This is a genomic window from Streptomyces sp. GbtcB7, assembly GCF_019091445.1.
Lineage (GTDB): Bacteria > Actinomycetota > Actinomycetes > Streptomycetales > Streptomycetaceae > Streptomyces > Streptomyces mirabilis.
Genome location: NZ_JAGXJM010000031.1, coordinates 84,171 through 105,338 on the forward strand (window position 1 = coordinate 84,171; position 21,168 = coordinate 105,338).

The window sequence follows — 21,168 nt, forward strand, 5'->3', positions numbered from 1 at the left end:
CATCGAGATGACGCTGATTCAGCCCCCCATGATGGTCAAGGGCGGCACCCATCCCGCCCGCACCATGCGCATGATGATCCGCGACTTGTCGCGCGGGTCGCAGGGCGTAACCGAGTACAACGACCTGAAGGTCACCCAGCAGACCACCCCCGGTACCGGGGTTCAGGTCGGGGACGGCTCCGGGGTGGTGCGCGGTGCTGCCTGGGGTCAGGGCTCCTATACCCAGTACAACGTGGGCTCGGCGCTGGTGAACATCGCCCCGACCGGGGCGCAGGGCCGCACGGACATGGTGGTGCTGCGGGTACTGGACCCCGAGTACGAGGGCAGTCTGGATCCGACGAAGGACAACATCGGGTTCTTCGACGTCGTGTCCAATGTGTCGTCGACGGCGACGCAGCCGCCAGCGGGGATGTCCGCGATACCGCTCGCTAGGGTCGCGCTGCCGTCGAACTGTGCCACCGTCACCGCCGCAATGATCACCGACCTGCGGCGGATCGCGAACCCGCGCAGGGACCGGCAGCTGTATACCGCCTTTCCAGGCAGCCCCCTCAACCGGCTCGTCTACCAGGACAACCAGTGGCACAACTGGCCGTCGGCGGCCCGCTGGAGCATCGACGTGCCGGCGTGGGCTGTCTCCGCGAAGATCGTGACCACCGTCGCCGGGCTTCGTCTGGACACCGCCAATGTCTTCGCCTCCATGCGGCAGGTGCTGGGGACGGCGCAGGGCCAGGGCACGGCCATCGACGACGACCAGGGCGCCAACACCCGCCGCAGCACGATCGTGGTCGCCGACAGCCTGACCGTTCCCGCGGCGATGCGCGGCACCACCCAGTCCCTGTACCTGCAGACGTTCATGTCGAAGGCGGAGACCGGGAACCTCGGCGTGGATGGAGGCACCTCCCTGATCACCGACGTGGAGTTCGAGGAGGGCGTGGTCTGACGTGGCCTCTTACCGCTACCTGACGTGCGATGCGACGACGGGGCAGGTCCTGGTGTGGGATCTGCCGCTGTCTGACGTCTCCTATGGCCCGGAACTGAACGGGCCGGGGTCGTTGCAGGCCACGTTGGAACCGCACCTGGCTCACGTCCTCGGATCGATGGTGGACCCGGGGAACACGCTGATCTTCGCCGAGCGGCACTCCAAGCTGATGTGGGGCGGGCTGATCTGGCGGGCGGAGCCGGAGGGCGGCAAGTACCCGATCGAGGCTGCCGGGTTCGGCTCCTACCTGGGCAAGCGGCACGACATGCACGGCAACCTCGATGGCCGCGGCCCCTACACGTACGGCGACCCGTGCAAGGTGATCCGGGACGTGTGGGCGTACTGCCAGGAGCAGCCGGACGGTGACCTGGGTGTGGTCGTCGATGCGACGACCTCGAAGGCGAAGATCGGCACCCCTGAGGAGCCGTACGCGTCGGCTTGGTGGGAGTCCCGCTCTCTGGCTGACATCGTCGCCGATGCGATCGCCGTGTTCGGCGGCCCGGAGTGGGCCGAGCAGGTGGCGTGGGCGGGCGGCGTCCCGGAGCGGCGTATCAGGCTCGGCTGGCCACGTCTTGGCGCCCGCCGCACCGATGTGTCGTTCACGACGGGGGTGAACGTCGCCGACCTGATGCCGGTCACCTACGACGGCGACACGTACGCGCAGGTCGTGGTCGCTTTGGGGTCGGGTGAGGGGCAGGCCCGGCTGCGTGCCTCGGAGGCCGTACGGGACGGCCGGCTGCGCCTGGAAGATGTACTGGACCTGCCCACCATCAAGGGCAAGGACCAGCTTGCGGCGAAGGCCCGCTCGTGGCGGATCGCCCGCCAACGACGTGGCGCTATCGAGCAGGTCAACATCATCGACCACCCCGCGGCCCGCTTCGGCTCCTTCCAGGTGGGCGACGACGTGTGGGTGCAGGTCCACGACGAGTGGACCGACTACGACGGTTGGGCGCGGGTGACCGGATGGACGCTTACGCCGGCGCAGGGGGACCAGCAGGAGCGGATGACGGTGAGCCTCGCGCCCGCCGACTCCTTCATCTATGGAGGCTGAACCCCTTTGGCTGACACGCTCGCTGTTCTCGCAGCGAGGATCGCCAACCTGGAGCGTCTGGTGCGTGACCTGTCGCGTTCCAGCCGCCTGGCGAACTCCTCGATCGAGAACGGCTCCATCGCGGTCTACGACGACGGCGGCCTGCTGCGCGGCAGCATCGGTATGCAACCGGACGGCACGGTGGCGTTGGCCGCCGTCAACGGCCCCACTCCGCCCGTCCCCACCGCCCCCGTCGTCGCCTCCGTCCTCGGGGGTGTCGCCGTCACATGGGACGGTGCGTTCGTCGACGGCAGCCAGGCCCCGGCCGACTTCGCGCATGTCGAGGTCCACTTCTCCACCAGCGCCGACTTCCCCGACGGCGGCTCCCTTTTCGCCGCGTTCTACTCGACGCATGCCGCCACCATGACCGTGCCCGCCGGGGTGTCGCTGTGGGTGCGCCTGGTGTGCGTGTCGACGTCCGGGAAGGACTCCGGGCCGTCCGCTGTCGCGGGCCCGGCCGGGCCCGCCCCTGTGGTCGCGCAGGCCGTGCTGGACGGCATCGTGGACGACCTGGCCCTGGCCGACAGGGCCGTCACCCGGGCCAAGATCGAGGCGGGGGCGGTCGACGGCCCGGCTCTTGCCGACGGTACGGTCACCACGCCGAAGCTGGTCGCGGGCGAGATCGACGGCCTCGTGCTCGCGGCCGGGACGGTCAACGCGGACCGGCTCGTTGCCGCCAGCATCACGGCCGCGCAGATCAAGGCTCTGGGCATCACCGGTGACCGGCTCGCCGTCAACACGGTCACCGCCGACCGGCTGGCCGTCGGGACGATCACCGCGGCGTCGGGTGTGATCTCCTCAATCGACGCCAGCGTGATCACTGTCGGGAAGATCAAGGCGACGCAGATCGACGCGACGAACCTGGTGATCTCGGCCGCCAACGTCAACGGCACAGTCGCCTCCGCGACCACGGCGGGCAGCGCGGGCACGGTGACCGGCTCGATCGGCGCCGGGGTGACCTTGCCGCCGACCCAGATGGGCGCAGGTCAGATACCGCAGACCACCACCATCAACGGCGGGTCGGTGCTGACCGGCACCCTGGACGCGGCCAGCATCAAAGCCGGATCGATCAACGTCGACCGCCTGACGGTAGGCCTGGCCGGGCAGGTCGGACAGAAGTGGTACGACTTCGGCGACTCAGCCTCGAAGTGGCTGAACTCGGCGTCGGGCACGATGACGACGGTCCCGGTCACTGACGCCCAGTCCGGCGGCAACGTGATGCGGTGCGCCGGGTTCGTCCAGGGCGCTTACCGGTCCGACGTGAAGATCCCCTTCGACCCGTCGGTGACCTACCGGGTCAGTGTCCGGGTGCGGCAGACCGTCGCCAACTCAACGCCCGGCACAAATCAGAAGTTGTACGCGGGGGTGGCGGGGCTGGCCGCCGACGGCGTCACCTTCGTCAACAACTCCGGGGCGAACTCGCTCTCCAGCCAGTTCTATGCGGCCGCTGACTCCAGGGACCTGACCGCCGGCGCGGGCTGGGTTACGTACACCGGCTACATCAAGGGCACTACGGCCAGCCCCGTCAGAGCGGAGACGCCGAATGCCAACGCGCCCGCCCAACTGCACTCCAGCGTCCGCTACATCACGCCGATCCTGTACCTCAACTACCAGGGTGGCTCGGGCACGGCCGAGGTGGACATGTTCGCCATCGAGGTTGTGGAGGCGGGCGGCATCACCGCGAGCAACATCAAGGCCGGTGCCATCGACGGGCAGACGATCACAGGCGCTGTCGTCCGGGCCGTCCGTGGCGACGGCTCAGTGGCCGCGCTCATGGCGCCGAATCTAGGCGACGGGCAAGCGGGCTTCCAGACCACATCGGCCGACGGCACCACGTACTCACGGCTGGAGTCCGGAGAGCTGACGTTCGGTTCGCCGAACGTGGCGCAGGTGGTCCCCACCGGCATCTCCGGCAAGGCGTCCGGCGGCACCCTGGACATTCAGTCAGGGATGATCTCGGGCGGCTCACAGGCGCACGTCATCCTCGCGAGCGGAGACAGTCCGCTCGCCCCCGGCGACGGCTCGCCGTTCATCTCCCTGGAGTGGGACGGCTCGGGTACAGCCGACATGGTGGTGGACATCTCAGGCGTGCTGTCCCCCCGCAACTTCGCGTGGGGCAAGGTCACCATCACCCCCGTGGCCAACACGCCAACCTCGGTGACCATCACCGGACTTAACGTCCGAGGGAACACGTTCTTCGGCTACGCGACGCCGAGCACGACGGTGCCAGGCACGCAGGTGACCGGCGTCGGTATCACGTCCGTCTCGCGCACCTCAGCGACGGTATGGATCACGCGCACCAACAGCACTGCCACCACGGTCTATTGGCTCGTCGTCGGAGACAAGATCTGATGGAAGAGGAACCCACCATCATGAACGTCACGTGCCGCACCGTCATGTGTCCGGCGGCGGAATTGACGTACACCGTCGACATGTACTCCAACGCTGAGCCGCCGATGTACCGCGCCATTTGCGGGCAGTGCAAGCAGCCGATCACCGACCTGGTGCCGTACTCAACCTGATCGGCGGCCGGGACACGAACGATGCTCGGTATACGCCGCGTTGTCTGACGCGGCGTCGCCCCGTACCCGTAAGATCGTGGGTGGCGCGGGGCACGCCGACTTAAGGAGTGCCGCGGTGACACAGCCGCCGAGCGCCGAGCCCACCCTGTGGGAGCTGCACCGCGCCATGGCGCAGCTGCGCGAGGACCAGCGCGGCGGGATCGCTCAGCTCCGAGATGACCTGCGTGCCGATCTCGCCGCGCTGGCGGCGCGCCTGGACCAGGTCGTCACCGAAGAGGTCTATCGGGCCGACCAGCGCACCGTGCTCCAGCGCCTGGAGACCCTGGAGCGCGATCTCACCGCCGCGCAGCGGCAGCGCGAGGACGACCAGGCGCAGCAGACCACTAACCGCCGCCTGATCATCTCCGCGTTCGTCGCCCCGCTGGTGGTCTACGCACTCCAGCTGTGGCAGGCGTCGCGCGGTGCCAGCCCGTAGGAGGCGGGCAGCACGACGAAGAACGCCATCATCGATCCAGGCGCGGGGGAGAAGGCAGTACGCGCCCGATGACAGTAAGAGGAGTCGACGTCGCCTCGTACCAGGCGACCGACTACAGCACTCGCGGACTCGACTTCGCGTTCATCAAGATCACCGAGGGCACCACCTACACGAATCCGAAGTGGGTCGCGGAGCGCAAGACCGCCCGCGACGCCGGCCTGGTCACCGGCTTCTACCACTTCATCCGGCCCGGCAACGTGACCAAGCAAGCCGACTACTTCCTGTCGAAGATCACGCTTCGCGTCGGCGACGTTCTCGCCCTCGACTGGGAAGACCCAGGGGTGAGTTGCGCCCAGAAGGACGACTGGATCCGGTACGTCCAGAAGAAGGCTCCCGGTCACCGGGTGATCCTCTACTGCAATTACGAGTACTGGACCAACCGCGACACGACCTCGTTCGCGGGCGACGGCCTGTGGATCGCCCACTACAACGGCAAGCCCGGCAACCCCGGCATCAAGGCTCCGTGGCGCTTCCACCAGTACACCAGCACCCCGATCGATACGAACGTCGGCAACTTCACGGACAAGGCCGCGCTCCTTGCCTGGGCCGGGGCCTCGTCCAGCGGGACCGGATCGCCGCCCAAGCCGACACCGCCCAAGCCCACGTATGTTCCGCCGGCGTTCCCGACCAGGCTCGCGCCCGGTAAGAGCACCCCGTCGGCGAAGCCGCTGCAGAAGGCGCTGCGCGCGGCCGGGTTCCTGAACATCACGGAAGCGGACCTGTCGGACACGTACGGGCCGCGCACGCAGGCCGGTGTGGGCCGCTTCTTCGACGCGCACCCGGAGTTCCGCGCCAAGGGCAAGCCGCACGATGTGGCGATCGGCCCGCACGGCTGGGCGTTCCTGTTCACCCTCGCCTACGGCCACAAGTGAGGCCCTGTTGGATGCTGCAGACGTCATTCGCCGGTTCACGTACCACCCGGCCGACACCGACGAGCGCCGCCAGGCCCACGAGGACATCCGATCCGGGTGCCTGGAGCTGGCGCTGACGCTGCACGCGGAGCTGCCCGCCGGCGCGGAGAAGCAGGCCGCGATGTTCCGTCTCGAAGAGGTCATGTTCTGGGCGAACGCCGCGGTCGCCCGCCAACCCAAGGAGTCCTCGTGAACCTGTACCTGTCTTTGATCCGTACCGGCGTCCCGGCGCTGGTCGGCTGGCTGGTGGCCCTGGCCACCAGCCACGGCCTGGACCTGGACGCGCAGGCCCTGTCCGGGGTGCTGATCCCGCTGGCCGCATTCTGCTACTACTCGGTGTTCCGCCTGGCCGAGCACTACGTGTCGCCGAAGTTCGGGTGGCTGCTGGGCTACGCCCGGCCGCCGCAGTACCAGTACGACCTCGCCGCGTAGTTCGGTTGACCGGCGCAGCAAAGACCAAGGCCCCCACCGCGTGCGGTGGGGGCCTCGACCTCTTGGAGCATCAACACTAGCAGTCACACGAACGGCCCCCCGGACCGTCCTAGGTAGAATCTAAGTGCATTCCAGGAGGAGAGAGAGGGGGCCGGCGGTGGTGAGGAAGAAGCCGTTCCTGGCGGGCAGGCAGGAGTTCGCCGCCCTGTACGGGGTGAGGGGGCAGCAGGTCACAGCGTGGTTGGGGCGAGGCGTGCTGGGTTACGAGCATGCCGTGATCGTGTCGGGGTCGCCGTACTGGCTGCTGTCGTTCGCGCGGGGGTACGGGCAGACCCAGCCGCGGCCCAAGGAGCTGGACCAGGGGGTGCTGCAGCAGCTGGTGGCCGCACAGGAGCCCGGTGTGTGGGCGCGCGGCGTGGACGAAGTGCCGCCGCTGTGCGGTCTGCAGGAGGCGACGCAGCTGTTCGGCCTGTCCAGCCAGCAGAACCTGTCGGCGGTGGTACGGCAGGGCCGGTTCGCGCCGGCGGACTACCAGCTGTCGGGGTCACCGCTGTGGCTGCTGGACACCCTCCTCGAGGCCGCCCCCGACATCCGGGCGAAGTCCCGCAAGGTGATGTGGGCGATCGTGCCGCAGGTCGAGGCGGCTCTACGACAGGGCCGCTACACCGGACCCGGCTCTGCGATAGTCCCCCGTGGGCCCGCCGCGAAAGCCTCGTGACCTGCGGAAAGTCACTCGACACAACCCCCAATCGGGATAGAATAAGAGCAGAGGCGCCGGACGGCGCCGCTGCTCTTGCCTTTGGGAGGAACGATGTGCACCGCCACAGTCACGGCCCGGTCGCCGACCGTCGGGCGCAAGTTTCGGCGCACCGCGCTGGTTGATCGCGTCAGGCCCTTCATGAAAGATGTGCCACACCATTCGTATGGAGTGCGCTCTCCTGGGGGTCTCGTGCCCGTCTATCAGCAGCAAGTGCTCGACCTGGACGACGGCATCCAGCCCGTCCAGCAGCCCACCATTCACCCCGGCCAGCCCATCCAGGAGCGGTTCGAGGCGTTCCACGCCCTCAACCCGTGGGTGCTGCGGCATCTGGAGGCGCTGGCCGCCGACTGCGTCGCCAAGGGCTTCCGCCGCGTCGGCATCGGAATGCTCTTCGAGCTCCTGCGCTGGCGCTACGGCCAGGCAACCCAAGGCGACGCCTTCCGCCTCAACAACGACTACCGCAGCCGGTACGTGCGGCTCCTGATCCAACGCCACCCCGAGTGGGCGCACCTCTTCGAAACCAGGGCCCTGCGCGCCGCATGAGACCAACGACCTCTTGGAGCAGCCCAGATGGGCATCAAGCTGAAAACCCGCAAACCGACCGGCATCGTGCCGTGGCCGCTCATCCTCATCGAAGGAGACGAGGGCGCCGGAAAGACATACTCCGCCGCCGAGTTCTCCGCCTCGAAGCGGATCGGCCAGATGTACTGGATCGACCTGGCGGAGGGCAGCGCCGACGAGTACGCGGCGATCCCCGGTGCCGACTACCTGATCATCGACCATGACGGCTCCTACCGGGACATCCTGGAGCAGATCCGCGCCGTGCACACCGAGGCCCGCCGGGCCGCCATCGCCGGCGAGCCGCCGGTGGTGCTGTCGGTCGACTCCGGGTCCTCGCTGTGGCGGATGCTCAAGTCCTGGACCAACGAGCGGGCCCGGCGCGGCAAGAACAACGCGCAGCGCCTGCAGGATGACCCGGACGCCGCAATCGACGTCGGCATGAACCTGTGGAACGACGCCACCGAGCGGTGGCTGGACGTCATCCACCTCCTGCAGACGTTCCCCGGCATCGCCATCATCACCGCCCGCGGCAAGCAGATCACCGCCATCGACGACAACGGCAAGCCGGTCACCGACGGTCGCGGCCGTGCCCTGAAGGAGTGGAAGGTCCAGGCGCAGAAGGACCTGGCTTTCGATTCCTCGGTGTGGGTGCGCATGCGCCGGGGCCAGCCCCCGCAGATCATCAAGGCCCGCTCGCTGCAGCTGCGCATCGAGGACGGCAAGCCGCTGCCCCTGCCGGACTTCACCATCGAGGACCTCGTCTTCAACCGGCTCGGCTGCTCGGTGGAGTCCCAGCCCCGCCAGATGCCCGCCCTGGTCGGCGACCGGGTGCAAGCGTGGTTGAACGACCACGACGTGATGGAGCTGCGCAACGTCGAGCGGCTGCGCGAGCTGTGGTGGGAGGCGGCCGAGGACGACACGGGCCTGACCCGCGCCGAGGTCGTCTCCATCCGCGGCGCGATCGAACGGAAAGTCACCGAGCTCGAGAACCCGCCCACGGAGATGGGCCAGGGCCCGCTCAGCGACGCCGACCGGCTGCGGGCCGCCGTCGAGCGCAGGGCCGAGCAGGGCGACGGCGAGCCCGAAGAGGAGCCCGACCCGGACCGACGCCCCGTCCGCAAGGCCCCCGCCAAGCGCACCCCCGCCGCCAAGCGCACGGCCGCCAAGCCGGCCGCTGCCCGGCGCTGACCTGCCCCGCGGGCCGGGCTCCTACGCCCCGGCCCGCCCCACGACCTTTGGAGTACCTGATGACTGCTCAGCCTGTGGAGTTCACGGAGTCCACACCGTCCCTGTGGACGGCCGCGCACGATGTCGACGCCAGACGGCCGCGATCCCTGCAGCGGCAGCTCGGCGCCTCGGACACGGTGTGCGAGCGCCGCGCCGCCTACATCGTGGCCGGGACCGCCCCGACCGACGAGAGTGAAAAGCGTGCCGCGATCCTCGGCACCTACATCCACGAGGGCCTGCTGGGTGCCGCACGCAGCGAGTACGGCTGGCTGGTGGAGCGCGCCGTCGCCGACAACACGATCAAGGGCCACATCGACGCCGTGCAGCTCGATGCGGCGACCGCCGCCCGCGTCCCCGCCCGCCACCGCCCCAAAGTGCCCGCCCAGCACGGGGTGACGGTGGAGGACGTCAAGACGAAGTCGACGTTCCTGTGGGACAAGGTGCGCCGCTACGGGCCCACCGAGGCCGAGCTGCGGCAGGTCTACCTGTACGCCGACCTGCTGCGCACGACCGGCTTCGAGGACGTGCGCGGCCAGCGGTACCTGGCCAAGCTCGGCCCGCTGGAGGTGGCCCGGATCCGCTTTCGGTTCGTCAACCGCGACAACGGTGAAGAGCACGTCGAGGAGTTCGCGTTCGACCCGATGGAGGCCACCCGCGCCCGCTGGTGGGTGCAGCGCGTGCGCGAGCTGAACGCCCCGGAGGAGGGGCACCGCGACTTCGACGGGCCGGGCCTGGACGCCATCTGCGACCACTGCCCGTTCATGACGGCCTGCTGGGGCCTGCCCAAACAGCCCGGCACCCCCGTGCAGACCGTCCTGATCCACAACGACGCCGACCGCACCCAGACCCTCGCCGACTACGTGCGCGGGCACGAGCTGGAGACCGAGGGCAAGCGGATCAAGAAGCTCGCCCGCGCGAAGATCGACACCTCCCCGGCGGGCGCGTACGGCGCCAACGAGCTGGCGTGGGGCGGCGGGAACCCCAAGTGGGACATCGACGTGGAGGCAATGGTCGAACTGCTTGAAGACACGGGCATCCCGGTGCCGATGGTGCCCGACGAGAAGCGGATGGTCGCCACCTTGAAGGATGCGGGCCTGGCCGTGCCAGAGAAGCGCAGCGCCCAGACCACGCCCAAGACCATCATCGTGCGGCCCTTCAAGGCCTGATCGGCAGACCGCCGCCCGCCCGGGCCGGGGCGGGCGGCGGTCTGCCCGTGGAGGGAACTTCCGTTGTCCATTCACCTGATGGTCGTCGCCGCGTACCTGCCCGAGGATGTGGTGACCCAGTCTCAGAAGCTGGCCATGATGAAGATTTGCGACTCGGCCGACGACGAGACGCGCCTGTCCAAGCCAGGCCTGCGCAGGCTGCGCGCGTGGGTCGGCGTGGGCGACAAGCGGTGCATGACCATCGTCACCGAGCTGGTCGCCAAGGGCCTCATAGAGCGCGTGGAGACCGGCAAGGCGGGCCGTAGGGCGGTCTACCGGGTGTTCCCCTTGGGGGTGCCTCCCATCCCCTCCAACGACGATCTGGAAGCCCGCTTCAAGGAGGCTGACGCCGCGCCGAAGAACCCACGGCTGGCCCGCTCGGGCGTCGCTCGGGCGGCTCCGTCCAAGCCCGCGAGGACGCACGAAGACCTCGACGCCCGCGCGCTGGCCGCCGGCGAGGGCGTGGAGCGGGCAGGGTTCCCCCGGGGGAACCCTGAGGAGAGCGACGCCAGGGTTCCCCCGGGGGAACCCTCAGGGTTTCCCGAGGGGAACCCACTGGGTTCCCCCGGGGGAACCCCTTCTTTTCCTTCTTCTTCCTCTTTCCTTCCGTCCCCCCCTACCCCCGCAGCTGGAGCCGCAGGGGAGCCCGATGGCTGCGGCAGACACCCCGTCCGGGCTGCGAGTTGCCGTGCCTGTGGCACCAACCCGCGTGCCGCTCGCGCGGCCAGCGAGCGGGATAGCGCGGAAGCGGAGCGTCAGGCCCAGCAGGACTGGTTGCGCGGTTACCAGGCGGACCTGGACCGGGCGCGGCGCGTCGCGCAGGAGCGGCCCGAGGATGTGGAGGCGGCGCGGCTGCTGGCGCGTCAGATGGCCCGCCAGGGACGGGAGAAGGCCCGCGAGGCCGGTACCTCCGGAAAAAAATCTTGACCCCCACATAGTGGCAGGTAGAATAAGAGGAGCGGGGAGAGGGAAGCGCCCCCCGACCGCACGACACCGCGAGGAGAACCGCATGAGTGAACAGCCGACCGTCTCGACCGCTTCGGTCGACGGCGGGAGCTGGATGCTGAAGGTCCGGCACGAGGACGGCAGGGCGATCGCCGAGGTGTGGTCGTTGGGCGTGAAGCTGAGCGCCACGACCCTGACCGCCGAGGGTGTCGTCACCGTCGAGGATCCGGCTGCCGCACCGGCCGTCCACCGCTTCGCCGGCACGAGCGCCGAGGCGTACGACGCCACCCAGTGCCGCGACGACATCCGCGACGGCGACGTCCTGGTCGTCGAGGCCGAGGGCGTCGTCGGATTCCTCGACGCCGCCTGGCCGGTCGCCATCACCAAGGCGCACGGCGAGTTCCACGGCCTGAAGGGGTCCGCCCGCGAGTACCACGACGGCCGCTTCGCGGCCAGCACCGAGGTCGCCGAACGGATCCCCGCCGAGCTCGGCTTCCCCCTGGCCGCCGAGCCCGCTCACACGGCCTGACTCCCCGGTGCCGGGCGGCGGGATAAGCCCCGCCACCCGATATCTAAATGTGCCACAACTCTGTACCGTGCAACCCACCTCTTGGAGATCACGTTGAACCTCGCACCCCTTCCTGACCACGGCCGCGTGGGCCGCCCCGAATGGCAGGCGCTGTGGATGCAGTACGAACCGGTCACCATGCCGCTGCGCGCGGCCGGACTCGTCTGCGACGTCGAGACCTGTGGCGGCCAGACCGTCATCTACGCCGACCTGCCCGACGGCTCGCACCTGGTCATCGCCGACCACGACGCGCTGCCCGACCGGCTGGAGCAGGTCACCGGCTGGAGCATCGGTCGCGCCCACCACGACAACCCGAACATCGACGTCCTGGTCTTCGACTCGACCGAGGGCGGCGAGCACGAAAAGCACGGCGCCGACATCGTCACGATGCTCGCCGCCACCGCCCTGCACCTGAAGTCCCTGACCGACGCGGACACCCAGTCAGCCGGGGCCATGCTCGGCGATCTGCTGCTGGCGACCGCGCAGCGGTTCGCCGTCAGCTTCGTCGGCGTCGACTCCCAGCACGCCGGCCGCAGCCGGCCCATCACCGGCCCCTTCGACAGCCACGCGAAAGCCGTCAAGGAGTACGGCCGGCAGACCCGCCTCCTCGAGGAGGGTGGCTGGCAGATGGTCCACGAACAGGGCGGCACCGACTGGCCCCTGACGGTCTGGCAGCGCCGCGACGTGCTGCAGGTCGTCTTCGTCAGCCGCCAGTCCCTCCTCTGACCCCCACCCGATAAAGCCCGGCCCCGCGCCACCAGGGCGCGGGGCCCCGACCTCTTGGAGAACACCTTGTTGGCCACTCTTCCCCGAGACATCGAGCTGACGTTCAACGACCTGCTCGCCGGGGCCGGCGGATCCTCCTCCGGCCTGGTGGAGGCCGGATGGCGCGGCAAGCTCGCCATGAATCACTGGCAGACGGCGATGGACTCCCACGCCGCCAACCATCCCAGCATCGAGCACCTGACCGCCGACGTCACCGGCTACCCGATGCGATTCCTGCCCCGCGCTCTGATGCTGTGGGCGTCGATCATCTGCACCGAGGTCAGCCCGGCTGGCGGCCGTATCCACCCCACCGATCAGTTCAACCTGTTCGACCTCCTCGAACACCTCGACGACGACGAGGCAGAGGAGTGGAAGGCGCTGACCTCGGAAGCGTTCGAGCGGACCAGGGCCACGGCCTGGTGCGTCGTGCGGGCCTGCGAAGCCAAGCGGTTCCCGTACGTCGTCATCGAGAACGTCGTCGAATTCGCCTTGTACTGGATCAACTACAAGGACTGGGTCTCGGCGTTGAAGACCCAGGGCTACGAGGCGCCGCAGGTACTGTGCGTCACATCCGCGCACGTCGGGGACGACGACAACCTGCGTGCCCCGCAGTGGCGAGACCGCCTTTACCTCGTCTTCCGCCTCAAGGGCATGCCCAAGCCGGACTTGGAGCCCCGCCCGCTGGCGTTCTGCGTCGAGTGCGGCAAGGACGTCCGCGCAAAGAAGACGTGGTTCGACCCCAGGGTCCGGGTCGGCAAGTACCTCCGCGACTACAACTACCGCTGCCCCAGCAGGCGCTGCCGCAACGCCGTCGTCGAGCCGTACGTGCGTCCGGCTGCCTCCGTCATCAACTGGGACGATCTCGGCCAGCGCATCGGCGACCGCAAGAAGCCGCTGGCGGACACCACCATGGAGCGCATCCGCACGGGCCTGGTCAAGTTCCCCCACACCCCATCCTCCGTCACCCTCAACCACGGCAAGGACGGCACGGACCGGGCCTATGCGGTGGCCGAGCGGCCGTTTTCCACTCGCACCATCAAGCAGGGCGACGCGCTGCTCGTGCCGACCGGCGGGAGCTGGAACACCGCTTGCAGCGACGTCGCCGACCCGATGCGCACCCGGATGACCCGCGACAGCGAGGCCCTGCTCACGGTCGATCCGGAGCCGTTCGTGATCACCTACCGTCAGAACGCCAACCCGGCGCTTGCGACCGAGCCGGTCACCACAGTCACCGCGCAGGGCAACCATCACGGCCTAGTCGTCCCTGGCGGACCGGTCCCGGCCGAGCTGCGCAACACGCTGGTCATCCCCTACCGCAAGGCCGCCGTCAAGACGGCCGCCGAGCCCGTTCACACCCTGTCCACCCGCGACTCGGCGGCGCTCCTTCGCTCCGCGCCCGCGGTGGAGGACTGCTTCTTCCGGATGCTCAAGCCCCGCGAGCAGCTGGATGCCCAGCGGTTCCCTAGTTCTCCCCGCCGGTACATCGTCCTCGGCACCCAGGCCGAGCAGACCATGCAGGCCGGGAACGCGGTGTCGGTCAACGTGGCCCGGCACATCGGCGAGTGCATCAAAGCGGTCCTGTGACAAGCGGGTGGGACCTTCGCGCGCCCTGCCGCGGCCGGGACGGTTTCACCGTCAGGGAGGACGACTGGAAAACCGGAGCCGACCTCAAGCGCCTGTGCGGGCCCCAGCTCGCCACGTGCGGGCCGTGCTCGTTCCACGCCGTGTGCATCGCCACAGTCAAACCGGCCCAAGCCAAGTTCGACGGCATCGCCGGCGGACGCCTGTGGTGCAACGGCGAAGTCATCGACGCCCTCGACGACGTCAGCGACGAGGAGCTGACCGAGCCGAAGCTGCGTGCTTCCTGCGGCACCGAGGCCGGAGCCAAGGACCACACCCGCCACGGCGAACGCCCCTGCCCCTCCTGCCGCCAGGCCGCGCGCGAGATGGCCCAGCGCCGCAACGCGGAGAAGGCCAAGGAGCCCAAACAGCTCCAGCTGGACCTCGCCTCCACCTGACCCACCCGCCCGCCCCCGCCCGGGGGTGGGCCCCACCTCGCCTTGGAGAGACCATGCCCCACCCCACCGCCGCGCGCCCGATGCGCCAGGCCCTGCAGCCGATGATCGCCGGCGCGGTCCTGGCCAGCGCCCACCCGGGCCTGGCCGCCGACAGCATCGAGGTTGACCACCTCGGCATCGCCACCGGCGACGACCCGCTCGGCCTGCGCGTGTTCCTGTACCACCCTGGCGATGACGTGTACGAGCAGTGGGCCCGGGCGATCGACGCTACCGACTTCGGCACCCCTCGGCCCACCAGCCGCCCCGGCGAGCTGTCCCACACCATGACCGGCCGTGTCGGCGCGACCCCCGTCGAGGTCAACTGCGTGCGCCTGCGCGGCGAGTGGGTGTGGCGCACCAGCACCGACAGCGACGTCCACAAACGCGACCGCGCCAAAGACGGGTCGGTGACCGCCTGCGGCGGCCTGATCACCGGGGTCGCCGACCCCGCCCACTGGGAGACCCCCGCCCGGCGCTGCCCCGGCTGCGCGAGCGCCGAGACCGCCCCGGTGGGCGTGCGGTGATCCGCACCAAGGGCCGCGCCTGCACTGGCAAGCGCCGCCACGACACCGAGGAGCAGGCCGAGGACCACCGCGACCGGCTGATCGCCAACGGCGCCGTACGCCTGGCCGCCTACCGGTGCCGCAACCGCGCCTGCCGCGGCTGGCACGTCGGCCACCTCCCCAAGCCCCGCACCTGACCGACCACACCTCTTGGAGACACCGTGAACCACATCACCGCCCTCGCCGCCCGCCTGGGAGAACGCGCCGCCGGGTCGTGGCATGAAGAGGCCGCCGTGTGGCTGCTCGCCTCGCACGGCCACTGGCTGCCCGAGCTGGAGCGCACCGGTCTGATCCACAACGACGGCGAGGGCCAGTCCCGCATCGCCTGGCGGCTGGTGGCCTCCGCGTGCCTGTCCGCCGGCGACGGCCCGCTGATCGGCACCCTCCCGGAGTGGCAAGTCCTGCGCCTGTCCTGTGTCCTGACTGGACGTCACGCCCTGTCCATGGCCAACCTCAGCTTGCTGGAGGAGCCGAACAGACGCCTCGCCCTGCACGCGATGGCGTGGGCATCCGGCGGCCGCGCTTGGGCCGCGAGCCTTGCCCTGCTGCCGCCCGAGCACGACGCCCAGGCTCCCTCGGCCCGCATGAGGTGCGAGGCACACGCCGGCCTCCACATCGCGACCACCGAATGCCGCAACGCGCACTACGTCGGGCCCGCCGGACCCGAACCGCAGGCCTGACACCACCACCGCGTCACCGACTGACCGCCCCGTGATCCAGGCCGCGCCCGCAGCGAGACCCCCGCGGTCGCGGCCCGGCACCCATCCACCCTCTGTAGTAGAGAGCCGAGCCACCATGGACACCCCCCGTCGCGACCAGCTGGTCATGAACGTCCTGCAGCACGCCGTCAACCACAACCACGACCGGGCCATGCAGGTGATGGGCGAGATAGCCGCAGCCAGTACCGGCCGTCAGATGTACGGCGTGTGCTGCGCGATCGCCGAAGCCGGACGGCAGACCCTCGTCCGCCTGTACGGGCACCCCAGCCCCGAGGGCCTGTGGGCCCTGACCGCGCCCGACCCGGACAACGACTGCGCCCAGCACCCGGCGCACCTGTTCTCCCTGCGGTTCATCACCTCCTTCGCCAACCACGACATGCTGACCTGCCAGGCCCTGTACCTCGCGGCGGCGAGCGCCAGCGCCGAGGACTACTCGCACTCCCTGACCGCGCTGATCGGCGACGTCGCCCACCTGGCCCGCGTCGCGCTGGAGGAGCTGGCCGACGGCGAGAAGCCCGCTCCGCACCCGCGCTGCCCCCCACTCCCAAGCCGGGCCCTTGACGCGATGCCCTGGCCGGAGCACACCCCTCGCCTACAAGCCCCTGAACTGGGAGAACGCGAAAATTCTCCTTGCCCCACCCAAAGAGCGCAGCTAGAATAAGAGAACGGGGCGGGGGAAAGCCCCCGGTCCATCGCCAAGGAGGCACGCCATGGAGAGCAGGAACGAGGCACGCGCGAGCGAGGCGGCCGACGTCGAGTTCGAGGACTCGCCGTTCGGCAAGTGGCTGGCCGCCCGGGCCGCCGACGGAATCCGGGGCGCGGCCGGCTGCTAGCGCAGCGAGCGGTCCGGCCGCCTGGCCGGACCGCTCCACGATGTGTGCCACAACTCTCAAACGGTCCCGCGATGCCGGGATGCCCTCGATCGACGACCTCTTGGAGAAGCCCGTGAACGCTCTGCTGGACCTGTTCGCCGCCAGCCTCGGCGAAGACGAAGACAGCGTCATCGCCACCATCGGCGACAGCCTCTACGTCCGCTACGCCAATGACCCGGCCGTCCTGAAGATCACCTGCCAGTCGCAGGAGGTCGGCGAGGTCAAGGTCACGTTCCAGCACATCCACCCCGATCACGGCCCGATCGACACGGCGAGTTTCACCCAGACCAGAACCCGGGAGTTCTCGGCCGCTCTGGAGCGGCTGGAGGCGTACCGGGACATCTGGTTCGTCTGACCCCGCCTCGCCGGCCGCGCACCCGCCCAGGTGGGCGGCCGGTGCTGTTCCCGCACGACCACGGCCTCTTGGAGGAAGCCATGAGCAGCACCGCTCGCACCGACCATCTCGCCGCCCCGTACACCCTCACCACCTGCCAGGTGGTCGAACGTCTCGCCGACGTCCTCGAGGGCCCGCACCTGCAGGCCCTGCTCGCCGAGCGTTTCGGCCTCACCGTCGAGGCCGCTGGCCAGGCCGCGATCACCGTCGACCAGGTCCTGACCGCCACCTGGCAGACGGCGGGCTACGGCCAGGACTTGCACACGTGGATCGACTGCATGCCCGAGGTGCTCCTGAAGTGCCTCGTGGAGATGGCCGCCCGCGCCGAGCGGGATGAGTTCTCTACCGGCTACGCGATGCACATCGGCCGCCAGCTGTTCACCGAACTCGCCCTGCAGCTCCGCCCGTTCTGACCCGCCCCGGGGGCCGCCACCGCGGCGGCCCCCACCCCTCACCCGACTGGGAGAAACCATGAGCAAGACCATTCGCGGTGTCCGCCTCGACCCCGACGGCACCCTGACCGACATAGAGCTGCCTGCCGCAGCCGGCTTGATCGAGGCGCTGCGCGGGCAGGTCGACGGCGGGGTCGAGATCGCCCACTACGCCCGTCCCGACGGCAAGCGCCGCCTGGCGATGGCCGTCGACGCTGGCGGCGCGCTCACGAAGCCGGAGAACTTGTACGCGACCTCGCTGGTCAACGGCATCTACCTCAACCAGCTGCCTTACTGCCTGTACGGGACGGTCGTCCTGCTGGGGGCGCTGGACGACTCCCGTCACCACACCGACGTGCCCGAGCCGCTGCACGAGGTCCTGCCGAAGGTCATGGACGCCCTCAAGTCCCGCTACAGCACCTCCGCCTGACTGTCCGCCCACGGCCGGGCCCCACCTCGGGCCCGGCAGCCCTCCCCACATCCGAAAGGACAACCGTGAACACCGAGGCCCTGTACGTCGAGCCAGGCGGCCACATCGAGGACTTCCCCCTAGCCGACGACGCCGAGCGCCAGCACAAGGCGATCGCCGATGAACTCGACGGCCCCGCCGTCGCCTGGCGGCTCGGCCGCCACCTGACCGTCCACGCCAACCCCTACGCGCACCAGCGCCCCCGCAACAAGGTCGCACTCAGCACCTGGCACGACCTCGCCGGTGGGGCCGGCCCCGACCTGCGCGGCCCCGTCATCGTCACCGGGGCGCCGGACCGCGACGGCCGACTGCAGCCGCTCCCGGCCGCGAGCGCCGAGCTGATCGCACACTGGGCGAGCCTGCAGCGCGCGGCGAGCATCGTCGACGGCGCCCCCGCAGTGTCCGCCGCCCAGGACATCGGCACCCGCGACGTGCAGTGCGACGCCTACGCCGTACGCCACGACCGCGCCAGCGGCCGGTGGGCGTACGTCGTCCTCGATGGCATCGGCGACGAGGACGACGTACAGGCCCACGTCCGCCGGTGGGCGCCCGCACTCGCCCGCGAAGCCACCATCTCGGGCGACCCTGCCGACGCGATCGTCCAGATCCGCGCACAGATCAACGCCCGACTGGGGGCGCGGCACCGGCACTACATGGACCCGGCCGCGGTCGCGGTCGTCGCCGTCTACCACCACGGCGACCCCACGCTGAGGCTGGCCTGGTCCGGTGACGCCCGTGCCTACCGGCTCAACCACATCGTCGGTCTCGACCAGCTGACGAAGGACCACAACTACGCGCAGGAACTGCTGGACGCCGGCTGCACCCCCAAGGCGTGGGACCACCACTCGGTGACGGCCCACCTGGAAGACGGCGAGATCGGCCGCACCCAGGTTGAGGTGGACCTGGTCCCCCAGCTCATCCTGTGCTCCGACGGGGTGTACTACCCGCTCGAGACCCGCGAGCCAGGCCTGCTGGAGGCAGCCGCCGAGCTCGCGCTGGACGCGAAGGACAGCGCGGGATCGCTGGTGGCCGAGGCCCTGGCCGTGGGCCGTCGCCACGACGAGAAGTGCGACAACGCGACCGCGCTCGTGGTCACCTTCCCCCGCCCCACCGCCTGAGAAAGTCCGTCCTAGCAGGGCAAACACGCCGAAGAGTGGTAGAATAAGAGCAACGGGGGGGCGCCCGACCCCCACCTCGACCTCTTGGAGAGCAACGTGACCACCTCGACCCTCACACCCCTTCCCCCCTACCTCGGACTGCGGATAGACCCCATCGTCGACCGCCATGACGTCACCGGCGCCGACGTCAGCAACGCCACGGCCCTCGTCAACGAGGCCCTCGACGCCGCCTTCGAGGCCGACGCGGACTTCGTCCGGATCAACCGGACGCACGGCCTCACCCGGGAGCAGTTCACGCAGGTCGTCTGCCACTGCTTCTACAACACGCTCTTCAAGACCGCACTCATCACCAAGAGCCTGTGGCTCGCGCCCAACGACATGCACGTCTACATCGGCCAGATCAGCCGCTGACACCCGCGGCAAGAAAACATCCGGCTGCGCGTACCCACAGACCGCGCGCAGCAGCCAGAGAGGAATACATCGCCCCATGGCCACGAGCTTTTACGAGCAGCCCGAGCAGCACCCCCACACGCCCTACGACGTCGCGCGCGCCGCCCTTGAGTTCCTGGGGGACCAGTGGGGAGCCCTGCCCGGCCCCTGGGGGACGACCGGTCACCTGCGCAGCGGCGACCACATCCCGTTCACGGTCGGTGTCTGCGAGGCCGGAGACCTCTACATCCGCAACGACGCCCAGGGCGACAGCGTCCACCTGCCCTTCACCTCCACCACCGACCTCACCAAGATCGGCCAGGCCATCGCCGAAGTCGTCGGCGCCCTGTACTGACTTCCGCCGCCAACCCGCATCCAAGATGTGCCACAACCTTGGTCTGATAATCGACCTCTTGGAGTTCCGCATGACCACGCCCGATCCATCCAGCCGCCGCTGGCTCGTCGTCTTCGACGACGAGCCGTACGCGATGCGCATCGTCGCCGTCGAACCCACCCCCCAAGACCCCGACGCCTCCGACGACCTGTACGAGGCCCGCCAGTCTTCGTACCAGGTCGAGGCCCCCACCACCGAGGAGGCCCAGCGCACCGCCCGGCAGCTCCACGACGTCGAGCGCATCCGCAGCGTCCGCGCCCGCCAGCACGCCTGCCGCGCCCAACGCCGCAGCGCCCCCGCCGTCCGGCACGTCGACCAGGTCCTCGCCGTCGCCACGCAGGCCCTCACCGGCGCCGCGCGGGACCTGGACCTGACCGGCCAGGCAATCCGGTACGCCGACGCCATGGCCACAGCCGCGCTACGCGCCGGATACCAGCACCGGTCCTGGCGGCAGCGCGAGCTGACGTTCGAGCAGTACGTCGGCCAGCTCACTCTCACCACCGCGGCGACCCTCTTCCGCTACGCCGCGCTGGCAGCCGACGACCGCAACGACGAGGCCGTGGCACTGCTCGTCAACGCGCTCGCCGCCGCCAGCTCCGACCTCTGACCCCCGCCCCTGCCACCCACCGGGCCGGGCCCCGCACCGCGGGCGCCCGGCCCCTTCCACACCGACAACCGCCACGCCAGCAGCACACCCGAAGGAGCCCACCGTGCCCGACACCGACCAGCCTCAGCCGCTCGCCGACGCCGAAGACCCCCTGATCGACGCCTGGGTCCACATCGACACGCTCGGCCCCTACGAGGCCAAGATCGACCCCACGAAACGGTGGAAGGGCTTGGTCTCCCCGCGTTTCGCCCTCGACACCGTCCGCAAAATCGCCGCCCGCACGCAGGAGCAGGCCGACAAGAACAACTACGAGAGCGTCGAGACCATCCACGTCATCGACGGCGGCACCGACCGCGAGGGCAACCCTCGCGCGGTCGTCCTCCACGTCCGCTGGGTCTACGTCGAGGACGAGGAAGAGGCCCAGTACGCCACCTTGATCATGCTGCCCGACGACGAGGGCCTGTACAGCATCGGCGGCGAAGAGTGGAACTGGTACGAGGCCGCCCCCGACACCGACAACCGCACCTGACCCCCTCTCAAGCGCCCCGCCACCCGGCTGGATTCCCGGCCCGGGTGGCGGGGCGCCGTCACGTCCACACCGAAACGGAGCAACCC

Annotated in this window: 30 protein-coding genes; all 30 read left to right on the top strand. The window is 69.7% G+C overall.

The window, feature by feature from the left end:
- Window positions 1–7: 7 nt before the first annotated feature.
- Entirely contained in the window at window positions 8–940 is a 933-nt protein-coding gene (locus KVT44_RS39515) for a hypothetical protein (RefSeq protein WP_217572559.1), read from the top strand.
- A gap of 1 nt (window position 941) precedes the next feature.
- Window positions 942–2,030: a hypothetical protein gene (locus tag KVT44_RS39520; protein WP_217572561.1), complete on the top strand. Its 1,089-nt coding sequence runs from the start codon at window positions 942–944 to the stop codon at window positions 2,028–2,030.
- A 6-nt stretch (window positions 2,031–2,036) separates the two neighbouring features.
- Window positions 2,037–4,421 carry a hypothetical protein gene (locus tag KVT44_RS39525; protein ID WP_217572563.1) on the top strand — a complete coding sequence of 795 codons (2,385 nt, stop codon included), beginning with the start codon at window positions 2,037–2,039 and terminating at the stop codon, window positions 4,419–4,421.
- A gap of 20 nt (window positions 4,422–4,441) precedes the next feature.
- Window positions 4,442–4,591 carry a hypothetical protein gene (locus tag KVT44_RS39530; RefSeq protein WP_217572565.1) on the top strand — a complete coding sequence of 50 codons (150 nt, stop codon included), beginning with the start codon at window positions 4,442–4,444 and terminating at the stop codon, window positions 4,589–4,591.
- A 115-nt stretch (window positions 4,592–4,706) separates the two neighbouring features.
- Window positions 4,707–5,066 (top strand): hypothetical protein, encoded by a 360-nt coding sequence (locus tag KVT44_RS39535; protein WP_101399757.1) that lies wholly within the window; start codon window positions 4,707–4,709, stop codon window positions 5,064–5,066.
- A gap of 68 nt (window positions 5,067–5,134) precedes the next feature.
- Window positions 5,135–5,998: a glycoside hydrolase family 25 protein gene (locus KVT44_RS39540; protein ID WP_217572567.1), complete on the top strand. Its 864-nt coding sequence runs from the start codon at window positions 5,135–5,137 to the stop codon at window positions 5,996–5,998.
- 7 nt (window positions 5,999–6,005) lie between these two features.
- A complete protein-coding gene (locus KVT44_RS39545; RefSeq protein WP_217572568.1) occupies window positions 6,006–6,230 on the top strand; it encodes a hypothetical protein in 225 nt (74 codons plus the stop codon).
- On the top strand, window positions 6,227–6,469 hold the full coding sequence (locus KVT44_RS39550; protein WP_217572569.1) for a hypothetical protein: 243 nt from the start codon (window positions 6,227–6,229) through the stop codon (window positions 6,467–6,469). Before KVT44_RS39545 ends, KVT44_RS39550 begins: the two co-directional genes overlap by 4 nt.
- Before the next feature lie 160 nt (window positions 6,470–6,629).
- On the top strand, window positions 6,630–7,187 hold the full coding sequence (locus KVT44_RS39555) for a hypothetical protein (protein WP_217572570.1): 558 nt from the start codon (window positions 6,630–6,632) through the stop codon (window positions 7,185–7,187).
- A 231-nt stretch (window positions 7,188–7,418) separates the two neighbouring features.
- Window positions 7,419–7,772: a hypothetical protein gene (locus KVT44_RS39560; protein WP_217572571.1), complete on the top strand. Its 354-nt coding sequence runs from the start codon at window positions 7,419–7,421 to the stop codon at window positions 7,770–7,772.
- A 27-nt stretch (window positions 7,773–7,799) separates the two neighbouring features.
- Window positions 7,800–8,978 carry an AAA family ATPase gene (locus KVT44_RS39565; RefSeq protein ID WP_217572572.1) on the top strand — a complete coding sequence of 393 codons (1,179 nt, stop codon included), beginning with the start codon at window positions 7,800–7,802 and terminating at the stop codon, window positions 8,976–8,978.
- Between the two features lie 59 nt (window positions 8,979–9,037).
- Window positions 9,038–10,183, top strand: coding sequence for a PD-(D/E)XK nuclease family protein (locus tag KVT44_RS39570; protein WP_217572573.1), 1,146 nt, complete (start codon window positions 9,038–9,040; stop codon window positions 10,181–10,183).
- Between the two features lie 63 nt (window positions 10,184–10,246).
- Window positions 10,247–11,149, top strand: coding sequence for a hypothetical protein (locus tag KVT44_RS39575; RefSeq protein ID WP_217572574.1), 903 nt, complete (start codon window positions 10,247–10,249; stop codon window positions 11,147–11,149).
- An 82-nt stretch (window positions 11,150–11,231) separates the two neighbouring features.
- Window positions 11,232–11,696, top strand: coding sequence for a hypothetical protein (locus KVT44_RS39580; protein WP_217572576.1), 465 nt, complete (start codon window positions 11,232–11,234; stop codon window positions 11,694–11,696).
- A gap of 93 nt (window positions 11,697–11,789) precedes the next feature.
- Window positions 11,790–12,461: a hypothetical protein gene (locus KVT44_RS39585; protein WP_217572578.1), complete on the top strand. Its 672-nt coding sequence runs from the start codon at window positions 11,790–11,792 to the stop codon at window positions 12,459–12,461.
- Between the two features lie 69 nt (window positions 12,462–12,530).
- Window positions 12,531–14,084, top strand: a complete 1,554-nt coding sequence (locus KVT44_RS39590; RefSeq protein WP_254650541.1) for a DNA cytosine methyltransferase — start codon at window positions 12,531–12,533, stop codon at window positions 14,082–14,084.
- 140 nt (window positions 14,085–14,224) lie between these two features.
- On the top strand, window positions 14,225–14,518 hold the full coding sequence (locus KVT44_RS39595) for a hypothetical protein (protein ID WP_217572580.1): 294 nt from the start codon (window positions 14,225–14,227) through the stop codon (window positions 14,516–14,518).
- A gap of 53 nt (window positions 14,519–14,571) precedes the next feature.
- On the top strand, window positions 14,572–15,081 hold the full coding sequence (locus tag KVT44_RS39600) for a hypothetical protein (RefSeq protein ID WP_217572582.1): 510 nt from the start codon (window positions 14,572–14,574) through the stop codon (window positions 15,079–15,081).
- Window positions 15,078–15,257 (top strand): hypothetical protein, encoded by a 180-nt coding sequence (locus tag KVT44_RS39605; protein ID WP_217572583.1) that lies wholly within the window; start codon window positions 15,078–15,080, stop codon window positions 15,255–15,257. Before KVT44_RS39600 ends, KVT44_RS39605 begins: the two co-directional genes overlap by 4 nt.
- 24 nt (window positions 15,258–15,281) lie before the next feature.
- Window positions 15,282–15,800 carry a hypothetical protein gene (locus KVT44_RS39610; protein WP_217572585.1) on the top strand — a complete coding sequence of 173 codons (519 nt, stop codon included), beginning with the start codon at window positions 15,282–15,284 and terminating at the stop codon, window positions 15,798–15,800.
- A gap of 115 nt (window positions 15,801–15,915) precedes the next feature.
- A complete protein-coding gene (locus KVT44_RS39615) occupies window positions 15,916–16,500 on the top strand; it encodes a hypothetical protein (RefSeq protein ID WP_217572587.1) in 585 nt (194 codons plus the stop codon).
- A gap of 49 nt (window positions 16,501–16,549) precedes the next feature.
- Window positions 16,550–16,672 (top strand): hypothetical protein, encoded by a 123-nt coding sequence (locus KVT44_RS60210; RefSeq protein ID WP_302832161.1) that lies wholly within the window; start codon window positions 16,550–16,552, stop codon window positions 16,670–16,672.
- Window positions 16,673–16,751: 79 nt separating this feature from the next.
- Entirely contained in the window at window positions 16,752–17,066 is a 315-nt protein-coding gene (locus KVT44_RS39620; RefSeq protein WP_217572589.1) for a hypothetical protein, read from the top strand.
- Between the two features lie 80 nt (window positions 17,067–17,146).
- Entirely contained in the window at window positions 17,147–17,518 is a 372-nt protein-coding gene (locus tag KVT44_RS39625; protein ID WP_217572591.1) for a hypothetical protein, read from the top strand.
- Window positions 17,519–17,576: 58 nt separating this feature from the next.
- On the top strand, window positions 17,577–17,966 hold the full coding sequence (locus KVT44_RS39630; protein WP_217572593.1) for a hypothetical protein: 390 nt from the start codon (window positions 17,577–17,579) through the stop codon (window positions 17,964–17,966).
- Between the two features lie 65 nt (window positions 17,967–18,031).
- Window positions 18,032–19,123 (top strand): PP2C family serine/threonine-protein phosphatase, encoded by a 1,092-nt coding sequence (locus KVT44_RS39635; RefSeq protein ID WP_217572595.1) that lies wholly within the window; start codon window positions 18,032–18,034, stop codon window positions 19,121–19,123.
- A 96-nt stretch (window positions 19,124–19,219) separates the two neighbouring features.
- On the top strand, window positions 19,220–19,534 hold the full coding sequence (locus tag KVT44_RS39640) for a hypothetical protein (protein ID WP_217572597.1): 315 nt from the start codon (window positions 19,220–19,222) through the stop codon (window positions 19,532–19,534).
- 76 nt (window positions 19,535–19,610) lie between these two features.
- Window positions 19,611–19,907: a hypothetical protein gene (locus KVT44_RS39645; RefSeq protein WP_217572599.1), complete on the top strand. Its 297-nt coding sequence runs from the start codon at window positions 19,611–19,613 to the stop codon at window positions 19,905–19,907.
- 70 nt (window positions 19,908–19,977) lie between these two features.
- Window positions 19,978–20,553 carry a hypothetical protein gene (locus KVT44_RS39650; RefSeq protein ID WP_217572601.1) on the top strand — a complete coding sequence of 192 codons (576 nt, stop codon included), beginning with the start codon at window positions 19,978–19,980 and terminating at the stop codon, window positions 20,551–20,553.
- Window positions 20,554–20,656: 103 nt separating this feature from the next.
- Window positions 20,657–21,082 (top strand): hypothetical protein, encoded by a 426-nt coding sequence (locus tag KVT44_RS39655; protein ID WP_217572602.1) that lies wholly within the window; start codon window positions 20,657–20,659, stop codon window positions 21,080–21,082.
- Window positions 21,083–21,168 lie beyond the last annotated feature (86 nt).

Excerpts from the sequence above, each read along its gene's own strand:
- KVT44_RS39565 (WP_217572572.1), top strand. The coding sequence starts at position 7,800 with ATGGGCATCAAGCTGAAAACCCGCAAACCGACCGGCATCGTGCCGTGG.
- KVT44_RS39630 (WP_217572593.1), top strand. The coding sequence starts at position 17,577 with ATGAGCAAGACCATTCGCGGTGTCCGCCTCGACCCCGACGGCACCCTG.
- KVT44_RS39600 (WP_217572582.1), top strand. The coding sequence starts at position 14,572 with ATGCCCCACCCCACCGCCGCGCGCCCGATGCGCCAGGCCCTGCAGCCG.
- KVT44_RS39570 (WP_217572573.1), top strand. The coding sequence starts at position 9,038 with ATGACTGCTCAGCCTGTGGAGTTCACGGAGTCCACACCGTCCCTGTGG.
- KVT44_RS39645 (WP_217572599.1), top strand. The coding sequence starts at position 19,611 with ATGGCCACGAGCTTTTACGAGCAGCCCGAGCAGCACCCCCACACGCCC.
- KVT44_RS39620 (WP_217572589.1), top strand. The coding sequence starts at position 16,752 with ATGCCCTCGATCGACGACCTCTTGGAGAAGCCCGTGAACGCTCTGCTG.
- KVT44_RS39530 (WP_217572565.1), top strand. The coding sequence starts at position 4,442 with ATGAACGTCACGTGCCGCACCGTCATGTGTCCGGCGGCGGAATTGACG.
- KVT44_RS39625 (WP_217572591.1), top strand. The coding sequence starts at position 17,147 with ATGAGCAGCACCGCTCGCACCGACCATCTCGCCGCCCCGTACACCCTC.
- KVT44_RS39580 (WP_217572576.1), top strand. The coding sequence starts at position 11,232 with ATGAGTGAACAGCCGACCGTCTCGACCGCTTCGGTCGACGGCGGGAGC.
- KVT44_RS39650 (WP_217572601.1), top strand. The coding sequence starts at position 19,978 with ATGACCACGCCCGATCCATCCAGCCGCCGCTGGCTCGTCGTCTTCGAC.
- KVT44_RS39615 (WP_217572587.1), top strand. The coding sequence starts at position 15,916 with ATGGACACCCCCCGTCGCGACCAGCTGGTCATGAACGTCCTGCAGCAC.
- KVT44_RS60210 (WP_302832161.1), top strand. The coding sequence starts at position 16,550 with ATGGAGAGCAGGAACGAGGCACGCGCGAGCGAGGCGGCCGACGTCGAG.
- KVT44_RS39540 (WP_217572567.1), top strand. The coding sequence starts at position 5,135 with ATGACAGTAAGAGGAGTCGACGTCGCCTCGTACCAGGCGACCGACTAC.
- KVT44_RS39515 (WP_217572559.1), top strand. The coding sequence starts at position 8 with ATGACGCTGATTCAGCCCCCCATGATGGTCAAGGGCGGCACCCATCCC.